Below are 14535 nucleotides of genomic sequence, written 5' to 3'. Positions count from 1 at the left end.
GTGGCACCGGGCCGTTCCCGTGCCGGACCCCAGCGGAAGGACACAGCGTGAAGCTCGCTTTCTCGACCCTCGGAGTGCCGGGGATGCCGGTCGCCGACGTGGTGCGGCTCGCCTCCGCGAACGGCTACGAGGGGGTGGAGCTGCGCGCCCATCCGGAGGAGCCGGTCCACCCCGGCCTCACCCGGACCGAACGGGCTTTTGTGGCGGATGAGTTCAAGCGCGGCGGGGTCGAGATCCTGACCGTCGCCGGATATGTGAGGGTCGCCGCCGAGGGCGAGGACGCACCGGTGCTCGCGGCGCTCGCCGAGCTGGTGGAGCTGGCGCACGACCTGGGTGCGGCCTACGTCCGCGTCTTCCCGGGCGGCGGGGACCTGGACCCCGCGGAGGCCGACGCGATCGCCGCGCGACGGCTGGGGGCCGCCGCCCCGTACGCCGCGGACATGGGCGTGCGGATCCTGCTGGAGACGCACGACTCGCACCGCGCCGGAGCGGATGTCGCCCGCGTGGTGGGGACCGTCGGGCACGGGCAGATCGGCGCGATCTGGGACGTCATGCACACCTGGCTGGCCGGTGAGGACCCCGTGGCGAGCCACGCGGTTCTGGCCCCGCACCTCGGATACGTACAGGTGAAGGACATCGCCTCGGCCGAGGACACCACGCCGCTGGCCCTCGGCGCCGGGGTGCTGCCGCTGAAGGAGTGCCTGGACACGCCGGCCGCCGACGGCTGGGTCTGCTGGGAGTACGAGAAGCGGTGGTACGCCGGGGCCGCCGAACTGCCCGAGCTGCTGGCGGCGGGGCGGGAGCACCTGCTGCGGCTCGGCGCGCCGAAGCAGTAGCCCTCAGCGCTCCGGCGCACGGCGGGTGGTGACTCGCCGGGGCCCCGCCCGCCCTTCCGCGTGGCACACCGTTTTCGACGGCACCCTTGACTGGTAGTTACTTTCCATATATCCGTACCTTCTTGGAAGTTTCTTTCAGCACCGGAAGGGGCTCACGTGCACCACCGCACCTCCAGACGCACCCTCCTCACCGCCACCGCGGCAACCGCCGCGGCTGCGGCGACCGGCGTCGGCGCTCTGCCCGGCGCCGCGCAGGCAGCCGTGACCGGCACCTCCACGGACAGCCGTCTCAAGCGGCTCATCGCCCGGATGAGCCTGGAGGAGAAGGTCGGCCAGCTCTTCGTGATGCGGGTGTACGGCCACTCCGCCACCGAGCCGGACCAGGCGGACATCGACGCCAACCTCGCCGAGATCGGGGTACGTGACGCCGCGGAGCTGATCTCCACGTACCACGTGGGCGGCATCATCTACTTCGCCTGGGCGCACAACACCCGCGACCCGCAGCAGATCGCCGCCCTCTCCAACGGCATCCAGCGGGCCGGGCTCGCCGGCCCCACGCCGCTTCCGCTCCTCGTCTCCACCGACCAGGAGCACGGCATCGTGTGCCGCGTCGGCGAGCCCGCGACGCTGCTGCCGGGCGCGATGGCGCTGGGCGCGGGCGGTTCACGCTCCGACGCGCGCACGGCGGGCAGGATCGCCGGGGCCGAACTCGCGGCGCTGGGCATCAACCAGAACTACGCCCCGGACGCGGACGTCAACGTCAACCCGGCCAATCCCGTGATCGGCGTACGCTCCTTCGGCTCCGATCCGGACTCGGTCGCCGGGATGGTCTCCGCGCAGGTGAAGGGGTATCAGAGCGCCGGGATCGCCTCCACGGCCAAGCACTTCCCCGGCCACGGGGACACCAGCACCGACAGCCACACCGGCCTGCCCGTCATCCACCACACCCGTGAGCAGTGGGCGGAGCTCGACGCCCCGCCGTTCCGGGCGGCCGTCGCCGCCGGCATCGACTCGATCATGACGGCGCACATCGTGGTGCCCGCCCTGGACCCGTCGGAGGACCCGGCGACCCTGTCCCGCCCGATCCTCACCGGCATCCTGCGGGAGGAGCTCGGCTACGACGGAGTCGTGGTCACGGACGCCCTGGGCATGGAGGGTGTCCGCACGAAGTACGGCGACGAACGCGTCCCCGTCCTCGCACTGCTGGCGGGCGTCGACCAGCTGCTCAACCCGCCGGACCTCGAGGTCGCCTGGACCGCCGTCCTGAACGCCGTGAAGAGCGGTGAGATCAGCGAGGCACGCATCGAGGAATCGATCCTGCGCATCCTGCGGCTCAAGACGAGGCTCGGGCTGTTCCGCGACCCGTACGTCACCCGGCGGGGCGTCGACCGCACCGTCGGTGTCCGGTCGCATCTCGCCGCCGCCGACCGGATCGCCGAGCGGACCACCACGCTGCTGGCCAACACGGGTTCGCTGCTGCCGCTCTCCCGCCGGTCCCACAGGAATCTCCTGGTGGTCGGGGCGGACCCGGCTTCGCCCTCCGGCACGACCGGCCCTCCGACCACCACGCTCGCCGGGGCGTTCGGGGAGCTGGGGTTCACGGCGACCGCGCTGTCCACCGGCACGGCCCCCTCCCAGGCGAAGATCGCCGAGGCCGTGGCCGCCGCGGAGGGGAAGGACGCGGTGATCGTCGGTACGTACAACGTCTCGGCGTCCAGCTCGCAGCGCACCCTGGTCGGCGCACTCGCGGCGACCGGCGTCCCGGTGATCACGGTCGCGATCCGCAATCCGTACGACATCGCCCAACTGGCCGGCACGGGTTACGCCGCGAGCCTGGCCGCGTACTCCTGGACGGACGTCGAACTGCGGGCAGCCGCCCGTGTGATCGCGGGGCGGGCCAGGCCGGAGGGCAGGCTGCCGGTCCCGGTGCAGCGGGCGGACGCCCCCGACCAGGCGCTGTACCCCGTCGGATACGGGCTGTCGTACCGGAGCTAGGACGGTGCCGGGCAGGCGAGCCCGGCACGATCCGAACGAGGGGCCCTGGCCGGCCCCGCGGCCGGGCGGGGAAAGACCTGTGGGCCGTGTCCGCGGGGTGTGGACGACACACCCGGCGGACACGGCCCGTTCCGCTGCGGTGCCGGCTACGGCCGCAGTGTGCGGTTCCGCTTCAGTTCGTCGTCCCGTACGTCCAGGCGTGCGTCGAACTTCGCGAGGGGCTTGGCCTTCGCCGGATCGGCCTCCACCGTCGCGGGCGCGACCCCTGCCCAGCGCAGCACGGCCGCGGTGGCGTTCGCCTTCTCGTCGGCCACGAGGCCGGCGATCTTGGAGCCGTGGTTGCCGCCCGGCACCGTGTAGACGTGGCTGTCCCGGGCGCCCTTGCCGAGGCGGAAGGGCTCGGCGCCCCAGGGGTCGTTCTCTCCGTAGACGTACAGCATGTGCCGGGCGTTGTTCTTCACCCAGTTGTCCACGTCCCGCATGACCGAGGGCTGGAACTTCATCGGGATCGAGCGCGGCACGAAGCTGCGCGGCGGCTGGTAGCCGTAACGGCTCAGATTCCCGAGCCAGGGCTGCTCGATGTCGGGCGAACCGAGCTGGGTACCCGCCTGGTAGTAGTACGGCGTGTAGGTCCCGAGGTCCTGGTCGGCGTAGGCGGAGAAGCCCGAGATGCCGTCGACGGAGTCCCAGATCTCCTGGTCGGTGGCGTTCGGGGCGTCGGCCGGGACGGAGTCGCAGTCGGCGACCATGCTGTACTGCCAGTACGCCCAGACGTAGTCCATGACGACGGCCTCGTACGCCTTGTCGAGCGTGCCGACGGTGTCGAAGGTCAGGCCGTTCTCGGCGGCGTACGCCTCGAACTTCTTCTCCAGCGGCTCCCGGCGGACGAGGGCCTCACGCTGGACGCCGGCCAGCCGGTCCCGGCACTCCTTGGTGCCGACGCGTGCGAAGAACCGGTCGTACGCCGAATCCTCCTTGTTCACCACGTCGTTGGGGGCGACGTAGGCGACGACGCCGTCCATGTCCTTGGGGTAGAAGCGCTCGAAGTAGGTGGCGGTCATGCCGCCCTTGGAGCCGCCGGTGGTGATCCAGTTCTTCGAGTAGATCTTCTTCAGCGCCTTGAAGACCCGGTGCTGGTCGCTGGCGGCCTGCCAGATGTCGAGCTTCGACCAGTCGGCGGGCGCGGGGCGGGACGGAGTGAAGAACCGGTACTCCAGGGAGACCTGGTTGCCGTCGATGATCTGCGTCGGCTCACTGCGGCTGGGGTTCGTGGAGACGTTGTAGCCACCGGTGTAGAAGACCGTCGGCCGGTTCGTGTCCTTGTGCAGCAGCGTGATGCGCTGCTGGAAGGTGCCCTTGGACGGGCGCTTGTGGTCGACCGGCTGGGTGTAGTTGAGGACGAAGAAGCGGTAGCCGGGGTAGGGCTTCTCCTCGACCAGGCTCATTCCCGGGATGGCCAGGATGCGGTCCTTGATGTCCTCGCTGCTGCTTTCGCCGCTGCTGACGGAGCCGCTGCTCTGCTTCTCGGCCGGTACCGCGGCGGTGGCCGCACCGGCCGAGGCGCCGGTCGCACTCACTGTGCCTATGAGCACCGCGAGCGACAGAACGCCTCTGAGCGTCTTGCGCATGCAATCTCCCCTTGTTCACGACAGTGGCCGTGAACCTAGCGGGGGTAACACCTGTCACGCCAGACCCATCGGCGTGTCAGCACAGGATCCATCCCGTGGAGCCGGAGGAACCTCCCATGGAACCCGATGCGCGGACACAGCGGTTCAGCGCGTGCACCGTGACCGGGCCGGCCAGCGTGGTGAACCGGCCGCTGTCGACGACCGCCCGGCCGCCGCGCGGCTGCAGCGACACCCGCATCGCCCGGCGTGCGCCCGGCTTCTTGGCGACGGTGACGGCGCACGCGTAGGCGCGGCTCTTGTAGACACGCAGCGAACCGGTGGAGAACGACACCGTTTTGACCAGCCGCCCGGAGCACGCCGACGTGGCCTGCGCCGCGGCCGACCCGGTGGGTCCCAGCACCAGACCGAGGGCCCCGATCAGTGGCAGGACGAGGAAGGCCGCCGCCGTGCGCCGCCCCGCTCCCGGTCTCCCCCATGCCCTCGGTCCCGATGACCTCAGTGATCCCGCCACACCGTCCACCCCATCCGTCCCGCCCGCTTCATCGAACACATCGCCCCCCGCTGAACACACGTACGCATTGATGTACGACGCGGGGGCGGTGCTTTCAGTTGCGGGACGAGGTCATACGCCTGCCGGGGTGTCCTCGCCCATGTCCTCGCCTATGAAGGTGCGCCACAGCCGCGCGTAGGCGCCTTCCCTGGCCAGCAGCTCGTCATGCGTACCGTCCTCGGCGACCCTCCCCCGGTCCATCACCACGACCCGGTCGGCGCGGGCCGCCGTCGTCAGCCGGTGGGCGACCACCAGCGTGGTGCGCCTGCCCGCGAGCCGGTCGGTGGCCTGGTTGACCTGGGCCTCACTGGCGAGGTCGAGCGAAGCGGTGGCCTCGTCGAGCAGCAGGACGTCGGGGTCGACGAGTTCGGCGCGGGCCAGCGCGATCAGCTGCCGCTGGCCGGCCGAGAGGTTGTGGCCGCGTTCGGCGACCTCGTGCAGGTAGCCGTCCTCCAGGGTGGCGATCATGTCGTGCGCGCCGACCGCCCGGGCCGCCGCCTCCACCTGGGCGTCGGTGGCCTCCGGGAGTCCGTACGCGATGGCGTCACGGACCGTCCCCTCGAAGAGGTACGCCTCCTGCGGTACGACTCCGAGCCGGTGCCGGTACGCCGTCCTGTCGAGACGGCGCAGATCCGTACCGTCCGCGGTGACCCGTCCGCTCGTCGGGTCGTAGAAGCGGGCGACGAGCTTGACCAGTGTGGACTTGCCGGCGCCCGTCTCGCCGACGAAGGCGACCGTCTGGCCGGCCGGGATCCGCAGATCGATCCCGGTGAGTGCCTCCTCCTCGCCGGCGTACGCGAACGACACGTCCTCGAACGCGATCTCCCCGCGGAGCGAGGTCACGTCCTGCGGCTTCTCGTGGTCGGCCGTGGAGGTCGGCTCCCGCAGGAGTTCCTGGATCCGGCCGAGGGAGACGCTGGCCTGCTGGTAGCCGTCGAAGACCTGGGAGAGCTGCTGCACGGGGGCGAAGAACAGGTCGATGTAGAGCAGGTAGGCGACCAGCGCGCCCGTCGTCAGCGTGCCGTTGTCGACCCGGCCGGCGCCGACGATCAGCACGGCTGCCGCCGCGACCGAGGCCAGCAGCTGGACGAAGGGGAAGTAGACCGAGATCAGCCACTGCCCGCGCACCCTGGCCTGGCGGTAGTGGTCGCTGCGCGCCGCGAACCGCTCGGCGCCGTCGCGCTCGCGCCGGAACGCCTGGACGATGCGCAGTCCGGAGACGGACTCCTGGAGGTCGGCGTTGACGACGCTGATGCGTGTCCGGGCGAGCTCGTACGCCTTCACGCTCTTACGGCGGAAGAAGAACGTGCCGACGATCAGCACCGGCAGTGTCGCGAAGACGACCAAGGCCAGCTGGACGTCGAGGACGAGCAGGACGACCGTGATGCCGAAGAACGTGACGAGGGAGACGAAGGCGGTGACCAGGCCGGTCTGCAGGAACGTGGACAGCGCGTCCACGTCCGTCGTCATCCGGGTCATGATCCGGCCGGTCAGCTCGCGCTCGTAGTAGTCGAGGCCGAGCCGCTGGAGCTGCGCGAAGATCTTGAGGCGCAGGGAGTAGAGCACGCGTTCGCCGGTGCGGCCCGTCATCCGGGTCTCACCGATCTGGGCCACCCACTGCACGAGCACCGCGAGCAGCCCGAATCCGGCCGCCGCCCAGACGGCGCCGAGCGCCATCTTCGTGACGCCGTCGTCGATGCCGTGCCGGATCAGCACGGGCAGGAGCAGGCCCATGCCCGCGTCGACGGCGACCAGCGCCAGGCTCGCCAGCAGCGCGGCCCCGAAGCCGTGCAGCAGCCGGCGCAGGCCGTACGACTTCTCCGGGCGCACGGCGCTCGCCTCGTCGATGGCGGGGACGTCGGTGGCCGGCGGCAGTGCGTCGACCTGGGCCAGGAGTTCGGGGGTGGCGGGCATCCCGGCCGCCGCCGCGTCGCGCTGCTCCTCCTTGCGGATCCACAGCCCGGGGGTCACACCGCGCTCGGCGTCGAACTCCGCGTCCAGCTCCTCCTGGAGGGCGAAGTCGTCCTCGGGCTCCGCGATCGCCGACGGCCGGTGTCCGGGAGAGGTGCCGCCCAGCTCGTCCGGGTCGGTGAGCAGCCGTCGGTAGAGCGCCGAGCGGCGCTCCAGCTCCGCGTGCGTGCCGATGTCGGCGAGCCGCCCCCGGTCGAGGACGGCGATGCGGTCGGCGAGGCCGAGCGTGGACCGGCGGTGGGCTATCAGCAGGGTCGTACGGTCCTCCATGACCTGCGCCAGGACCTCGTGGATCTCGTGCTCGACCCGGGCGTCGACGGCGGAGGTGGCGTCGTCGAGGAGCAGCAGGCGGGGGTCGGTGAGGAGTGCGCGGGCGAGCGCGACGCGCTGGCGCTGGCCGCCGGAGAGGGTGAGCCCGTGCTCGCCGACCTTGGTGTCGTAGCCGTCGGGCAGGTCGGAGATGAAGCCGTGCGCCTGGGCGGCCCGCGCGGCCCGCTCGATCTCTTCCTGGGTGGCGCCCGGGTATCCGTACGCGATGTTGGCGCCCACGGACTCGGAGAAGAGGAAGCTGTCCTCCGGTACGAGCCCGATGGCGGCCCGCAGCGAGTCCTGCGTGAGCTCACGGACGTCGTGGCCACCGACCAGGACGGCGCCGTGCGAGACGTCGTAGAAGCGGGGCAGCAGGAGTGAGACGGTGGACTTGCCGCTGCCGGAGGCACCGACGACGGCGACCGTCTCGCCCGGCTCGATGGTGAGGGAGAAGCCGTCCAGGACCGGCCGCTCGTCGTCGTAGCCGAAGCGGACGTCGTCGAACTCCACGCGTGCGGGCGCGTCGGCCGGGAGCTTCTTGCTGCCGTCCCGCATGGACGGCTCGGTGTCGATCAGCTCCAGGACACGCTCCACACCGGCCCTGGCCTGCTGGCCGACGGTGAGGACCATGGCGAGCATCCGGACCGGCCCGACGAGCTGGGCGAGGTAGGTGGAGAAGGCGACGAACGTACCCAGCGTGATCTCGCCCCGGGTGGCGAGCCAGCCACCGAGCGCCAGCATCGCGACCTGGCCGAGCGCGGGGACGGCCTGGAGCGCCGGGGTGTAGCGGGAGTTCAGCCGGATGGTGCGCAGCCGGCCCGCGAAGAGCCTGCGGCTGACCTCGCGGAGCTTGCCGGTCTCCTGCTCCTCCTGGCCGAACCCCTTGACGACCCGGACCCCGGAGACGGCGCCGTCGACCACTCCGGCGACTGCGGCGGCCTGGCTCTGGGCGTACCAGGTGGCGGGGAAGAGGCGGGTCTTGGAACGGCGGGCGATGAACCACAGGGCGGGGGCGACGGCGAGGGCGACGAGGGTCAGGGGCAGCGAGAGCCACGCCATGATCACCAGGGAGATGAGGAAGAGGAGGATGTTCCCGATGGTCATCGGGAGCATGAAGAGGAGTCCCTGGATCAGCTGCAGGTCGCTGGTGGCCCGTCCGACGACCTGACCGGTGGAGAGCTCGTCCTGCCGCTTCCCGTCGAGCCGGGTGAGCGTGCTGTACATCTCGGTCCGCAGGTCGTGCTGCACGTCCAGGGCGAGCCGCCCGCCGTAGTAGCGGCGGATGAAGGTGGCGACGTAGACGAGGACGGCCGCGCCGATGAGCAGGCCGGTCCACACGCCGAGGGAGCGGGTGTGGCTGCCGACGACGTCGTCGATGATCACCTTGGTGATCAGCGGGACGAGGGCCATCACGCCCATGCCCGCGAGCGAGGATCCGAGTGCCAGCACGACGTTGCGCCGGTAGCGCCACGCGTACCCGGTCAGCCTCCGGCCCCAGCCCTGCTCCGGGGCGTCCTGCTGCCCGGCACCCCGGTCGGCGGCACCCGGTTCGGCCGTGCCCCGACGCGAGCGCCCTTGTTCCTCCACGCCCTGTTTCTCCGCGCCCGCCACCCGTGCCTCCTGATTTCGCCCCGTTGCCCCGCCTGACCTACCGCATCTCACCAACGCGGTCAGCAGCGGATTTCATCCTTCCGCAACAATTCTCGGCCGATGGGCGGAGGCAGGGGGCGGGTGGTCCTAGGACCCGGGCCGGCCGGCAGCGGTGACCGGGATCAGCCGTGCGCGGGGCGATCGGGCCCGATGTCCTTGTGGACGGCCCTGGAGACGGCCTGAATGGTGTCGATGCCGTCCTCCATCGTCCTGTTGTCCTGCGTCAGCACGGTGATCACGTAGTCGTGGCCCTTGCCGCTGAACGCGCCGACACTGTGCACCCGCCAGCCGTGGGTGGACCGCTCCAGCCAGCCGTTCTTCAGCTGTACGGTCGCGTCGCCCGGGGCGCCGGCCGGAACGCCCCAGCGCTGTTCCGGCACGACCTCGCGCATCCGCTCCAGGACGAAGGCCCGCGAACGGTCGTCGAGGACCTTGTTCCTGGCCGTCACCAGAGTCAGCAGACGCTGTTCGTCGTGGGCGGTGATCTGCGTGAGCCCCCATGCGCCCTTTTCGTCCAGCGCCGTACGGGTCATACCCGCCGCCTTGAGGAATCCCTTGACCTTCGCAGGGCCCAGCTGGTCCCAGAGCTCAGTGGTCGCGTCGTTGTCCGACTTGGTGATCATGGCGGTGGAGAGCTCGAGCTCGTGCGGGGTGAGCGGCCGTTTCGCCTTCTGCGCGTCCCAGAGCAGCGCGGCGAGGACCGTGACCTTGACCACGCTCGCCGAGTCCACCTGCTGGGTGGGCCGCAGCGTGCAGCTGGTGTGCGTCCGGTGATCCTGCACCGCGAGGGCGGTGGTGGACCTGTGCCCCTCGAGGGCTGCGGTGATGTCTCCGGACAGCTTCGCGGCGAGCCCCGCGCGGTCCGAGTCGCAGGAGACGGCAGGCGCCGGGGCAGGGGCAGCGGTGGCGGGCGACGCCGCCAGGGCAGTCGGGACGAGAACGCCGCCGATCAGGGCGGCCCGGAAGGCGCGTGAGTACCGGGGCACTCGCTGGTGAGTCATGCCGTCCTCCGCACCGTATCGCTGGTCGCCCCGACGGAGCGCTCGGACATGATGCACGAACGGGTACAAACCGACCTATGGCCTGGAACACAGCCGGATGCGCCCCCCGGTGCCGGGCCCCGGGGCGCCTGGCCTCCGGGCCGGGCGCCGTGACCGACGCCACGCCGTTCCCCTCGCCGGGGCAGGGCCAAAAGCCGGTCCGGCCCCGGAGGGGGCCGCGGTCGAGGGGCCGCGCTCAGAGATGCGTCGGCTCGAACATCCTCAGCAGCGCGGGAAGCACCACCACCGACGGGCCGGGGGCCGCGAGGGCCCTGCCGAGGTCCGCGGCCAGGGACTCCGGCGACGTCCGGACCGCGGGAACGCCGAAGGACTCGGCGAGGGCGACGAAGTCCGGGCGGGAGAGCTCGGTCGCCGTGGCCTCTCCGAAGGCGCCCGTCATGTACTCGCGGAGGATGCCGTAGCCCCCGTCGTCGACGATCAGCCAGGTGACGGGCAGGTCGTACTGCCGGGCGGTGGCGAGCTCGGCGATCGAGTACATCGCGCCGCCGTCCCCCGAGACCGCGAGCACCGGCCTGGTCCGGTCGGCCGCCGCGGCGCCGATCGCTGCGGGGAAGCCGTATCCGAGACCGCCCGCGCCCTGTGCCGAGTGCATGGTGTTCGGATGGCGGGCGTCGAAGGCGGACCACGCCCAGTAGGCCAGGATCGTCATGTCCCAGAAGCTGGGCGAGGTGTCGGGCAGTGCCTCGCGGACCGAGGCGAGCACCTGCTGCTCCAGGGTGAGGTCCTGGGCCTCGATCCGGTCGTGGACCTTCTCCAGCAGCGCCCGTACCCGGTGCGCCGCCCCCTCGTCCTCACGGGGCTCCACCGCGTCCAGGAGGTCGGCGAGAGCCTCACGGGCGTCGGAGTGGATGCCGAGCGCGGGGTGGTTGGACTCCAGCTTCCCGGCGTCGGCCTCGATCTGGACGACCCGGCCGCGCGGGGCGAACGTGTGGTAGTTCGAGGAGAGCTCCCCGAGCCCGGAGCCGACGACGAGCAGCACGTCCGCCGACTCCAGGAAGTCCGTGGTGTACCGGTCCTCCAGCCAGGACCGGAGGGACAGCGGGTGCTCCCAGGGGAAGGCGCCCTTGCCGCCGAAGGTGGTGACGACCGGGGCGTCGATCTTCTCGGCGAGCGCGCGCAGCTTGCCGGCCGCGTCGGACCGGACGACTCCGCCGCCCGCGATGATCGCCGGACGTTCGGCGTTCGACAGGAGGTGCGCGGCCACGAGGGTCAGCTCCGGCCGCGGGTACAGCTCGCGCGGGGTGGCGTCGAGGGCGCTGACGACGGGCAGGACCGTCTCGGCGAGCAGCACGTCCTGCGGGATCTCCACCCAGACCGGGCCGTGCGGAGCGGTCAGCGCCGACTCCCAGGCCGCGGCGATCGCGGAGGGGATCTGCGAGGCCGTGCGCACGGTGTGCACGGACTTCACGATGTCGCGGAAGGACGCCTTCTGGTCGCGGAGCTCGTGCAGATAGCCGTGGCGTCCGCCGCCCAGCCCGGCGGTGGGGATCTGGCTGGAGATCGCCAGCACGGGCGCCGACGCCGCGGCCGCCTCCTGGAGCGCGGCCAGGGAGGTCAGGGCGCCGGGACCGGTGGACAGGAGCAGGGGCGCCACCTCACCGGTGATCCGGCCGTAGGCGTCGGCGGCGAAGCCCGCGTTGTTCTCGACGCGCAGTCCGACGTACGAGAGCGAGGAGCGGCGCAGCGCGTCGAACATGCCGAGCGCGTGCTGGCCGGGCAGACCGAAGACGGTGGTGGCGCCGAGGCCCTGGAGGGTCTCGACGACCAGATCGCCGCCGTTGCGGCCGGCCGGGGGCCGCAGGGCCGCCTCGGCCTGCGCGGCGGTGAGCCGCGGCCGGTCGTCGTGGTCGTGACTCACTTGGTACGGCCTTCCGCGATCTGGCGCGACATGATCGTCGTCAGCTCGTACGCCGTGTGCGAGGCGGCGACGGAGGTGATCTCCGCGTGGTCGTACGCCGGGGCGACCTCGACCAGGTCGGCCGAGACCAGGTGGCAGGAGGACAGCCCGCGCAGGATCTCCAGGAGCTCGCGCGAGGTGAGGCCGCCGGCCTCTGGGGTGCCGGTGCCGGGGGCGTGCGCCGGGTCGAGCACGTCGATGTCGATGGAGATGTAGAGCGGCCGGTCGCCGATGCGCTGCCGCAGCTGGTCCGTGATCTCGTCGACGCCGCGCCGCATGACGTCGGCGGAGGTGACGATGCCGAAGCCCATCTTGGCGTCGTCGGTGAGGTCCTGCTTGCCGTACAGCGGGCCTCGGGTGCCGACGTGGGACAGCGCCTCGGTGTCGAGGATGCCCTCCTCGACGGCGCGGCGGAACGGGGTGCCGTGGGTGTACTCGGCGCCGAAGTAGGTGTCCCAGGTGTCCAGGTGGGCGTCGAAGTGGAGCAGGGCGACGGGGCCGTGCTTCTTGGCGACGGAGCGCAGCAGGGGCAGCGCGATGGTGTGGTCCCCGCCGAGTGTCATCAGCCGGGCGCCGGTGGAGAGCAGGTCGTCGGCGGCGGCCTCCACGGTCTCGACGGCCTCGTTGATGTTGAAGGGGTTCGCGGCGATGTCGCCGGCGTCGGCGACCTGGGCGAGGGCGAAGGGCGAGGCGTCCTGCGCCGGGTTGTAGGGGCGCAGGAGCCGCGAGGCCTCACGGATGGCGTTGCCGCCGAAGCGGGCACCCGGACGGTAGGAGACACCGGAGTCGAAAGGCACGCCGACGACGGCGACGTCGGCGGTGCCGACCTCGTCGAGCCGCGGCAGCCGTGCGAAGGTCGCGGGCCCGGCGTACCGGGGCACGCGCGAGGAGTCGATCGGGCCGCGCGGCGTCTCGTTGCTGCTCATGGGTGCGGGTGCCTTTCGTCGAACCGTGCACGCCTTGTGGGCGTTCGTACGGTAATCAGTGTGTCAGGGGCCGGATCGTCGTCCGGTCGGGCAGCCGGACCACGGTGCGGCCCGGGCCGGGTGCGGACGGTCAGACGGTGACCGGCTCAGGGGCGGCCGGATCTTCGGCCCCCCGCCCGGCGAGGCGCTCGCGCCACGCGGTCAGCACGGCGGGGTCGGTCGGCCTCGTCGCCAGCGAGACGACGACGTACACGGCGAGCGAGGCGATCAGCCCGTAGCAGACCGGCTCGTTGGCGAGGATTCCGTATCCCGCCATCAGCCCGATCACCGACGCACCACCGACCGCCACGGCGGCCAGGGCACCCGCCGCCGTGCCCCGGCGCCAGAGCAGACCGCCGAGGATCGGCACCAGCAGCCCGCCGACCAGCAGGTTGTAGGCGACGGTCAGCGCCTCGACGACGTTGTTGAGCGCGATGGCGATCACGATGACGGCGACGCCCATGAGGAGGATGAAGACGCGGTTGCCCTTCACCTCGTCCCGCTCCCCCTCGCCTTCCTTGGCGACCACGCCCCGCAGCCGCGACCAGATGTCGTTGTTGGCCACGGTCGCGCAGGCGATCAGCGCACCCGAGGAGGTGGACATCACCGCGGCGAGCGCGGCGGCCAGCACCAGTCCGCGTACGCCGACGGGCAGTTCGTCCTTCACGATCGTCGCGAAGGCCGCGTCCGCGCTGGGCAGCTTCGGGTACATCACCTTGGCCGCCGTACCGATGACGGCGCCGGCGAGCGCGTACACCAGACAGTAGGTACCGGCGACGGTCCCGCCCCAGCGGGCCGTGCTGTCGCTGCGGGCGGTGAACACGCGCTGCCAGATGTCCTGGCCGATCAGCATGCCGAAGGTGTAGATCAGGACGTACGTGAAGATCGTCTCGCCGCCTATGCCCAGCGGGTCGAAGTACTCCGTGGGCAGCTTCGCCTTCATCTCGCTGAAGCCGCCGGCCTTGACGACGGCGATCGGCAGGAGCAGGAGCAGGACGCCGATCGTCTTGACGACGAACTGCACCATGTCGGTGATCGTGATCGACCACATGCCGCCGAGCGTCGAGTACGCGACGACGATCGTGCCACCGAGGATGATCGCGACGGTCCGGTTCACGTCGAACAGGACGTCGAAGATGGTGGCGTAGGCGATGGTCGAGGTGACCGCGAGCATCAGCGTGTACGCCCACATGACGACACCGGAGATGACCCCTGCCCGGCCGCCGTAGCGCAGGTCGAGCATCTCGGAGACGGTGTAGACCTTCAGCCGGGCGATGCGGGCGGAGAAGAAGACGGACAGGGCGAGCAGCCCGAGGCCGATCGTGAAGACCATCCATGCGCCGGAGAGCCCGTACTGGTATCCGAGACCCACTCCGCCGATCGTCGAGGCACCGCCGAGGACGATCGCGGCCATGGTGCCGGAGTACATCCAGGGGCCGAGCCGCCGTCCGGCGACCAGGAACTCGCTCTTGGACCTGGCGCGGCGCATGCCCCACCAGCCCATGGCGAGCATGCCGACCAGATAGACCACGATCACCGCGTAGTCGACAGCCATGGGCTTTCCTCCGTCTCGTTCGCACTCAGGGTGGGGTGTGGTGAGGAAGACGGTAGGTGGCCGAAAGCCGACGCTGAAGTGTACGTTTCCTCCATCCTTACCCCATCGAGTGGATGGA

General features: G+C 71.3%; 9 protein-coding genes. 2 read left to right on the top strand and 7 right to left on the bottom strand.

Going from position 1 to position 14535, the window contains the following annotated elements; genetic code table 11:
* The first annotated feature begins 47 nt into the window (after positions 1 to 47).
* Together JOC24_RS12150 and JOC24_RS12145 are read left to right on the top strand one after the other, a co-directional pair.
* On the top strand, positions 48 to 836 hold the full coding sequence (locus JOC24_RS12150) for a sugar phosphate isomerase/epimerase family protein (RefSeq protein WP_205020232.1): 789 nt from the start codon (positions 48 to 50) through the stop codon (positions 834 to 836).
* A 156-nt stretch (positions 837 to 992) separates the two neighbouring features.
* Complete coding sequence (locus JOC24_RS12145) at positions 993 to 2831, top strand: glycoside hydrolase family 3 protein (RefSeq protein ID WP_205020231.1); 1839 nt, start codon at positions 993 to 995, stop codon at positions 2829 to 2831.
* Positions 2832 to 2977: 146 nt separating this feature from the next.
* On the opposite strand, the gene JOC24_RS12140 is transcribed toward JOC24_RS12145, so the two are convergent.
* From JOC24_RS12140 to JOC24_RS12110, 7 genes are all read right to left on the bottom strand, one after another.
* Complete coding sequence (locus tag JOC24_RS12140) at positions 2978 to 4459, bottom strand: S28 family serine protease (protein ID WP_205020230.1); 1482 nt, start codon at positions 4457 to 4459, stop codon at positions 2978 to 2980.
* 76 nt (positions 4460 to 4535) lie between these two features.
* Positions 4536 to 4970 (bottom strand): hypothetical protein, encoded by a 435-nt coding sequence (locus JOC24_RS12135; protein WP_307792673.1) that lies wholly within the window; start codon positions 4968 to 4970, stop codon positions 4536 to 4538.
* Positions 4971 to 5081: 111 nt separating this feature from the next.
* Positions 5082 to 8774: an ABC transporter ATP-binding protein gene (locus tag JOC24_RS12130; protein ID WP_205020458.1), complete on the bottom strand. Its 3693-nt coding sequence runs from the start codon at positions 8772 to 8774 to the stop codon at positions 5082 to 5084.
* A gap of 287 nt (positions 8775 to 9061) precedes the next feature.
* Entirely contained in the window at positions 9062 to 9940 is an 879-nt protein-coding gene (locus JOC24_RS12125; RefSeq protein ID WP_205020228.1) for a serine hydrolase, read from the bottom strand.
* A gap of 235 nt (positions 9941 to 10175) precedes the next feature.
* Complete coding sequence (locus JOC24_RS12120; RefSeq protein ID WP_205020227.1) at positions 10176 to 11858, bottom strand: thiamine pyrophosphate-binding protein; 1683 nt, start codon at positions 11856 to 11858, stop codon at positions 10176 to 10178.
* Positions 11855 to 12823, bottom strand: coding sequence for an agmatinase (gene speB, locus JOC24_RS12115; RefSeq protein WP_205020226.1), 969 nt, complete (start codon positions 12821 to 12823; stop codon positions 11855 to 11857). Before speB ends, JOC24_RS12120 begins: the two co-directional genes overlap by 4 nt.
* 130 nt (positions 12824 to 12953) lie before the next feature.
* A complete protein-coding gene (locus tag JOC24_RS12110; RefSeq protein ID WP_205020225.1) occupies positions 12954 to 14417 on the bottom strand; it encodes a sodium:solute symporter family protein in 1464 nt (487 codons plus the stop codon).
* Positions 14418 to 14535: the final 118 nt, after the last annotated feature.

The sequence above is a fragment of the Streptomyces sp. HB132 genome, assembly GCF_016909575.1.
In the GTDB taxonomy this organism is placed as follows: domain Bacteria; phylum Actinomycetota; class Actinomycetes; order Streptomycetales; family Streptomycetaceae; genus Streptomyces.
The sequence above is the reverse complement of the archived record's forward strand: the minus strand, read 5'-3'. Positions and strand labels throughout refer to the sequence as shown.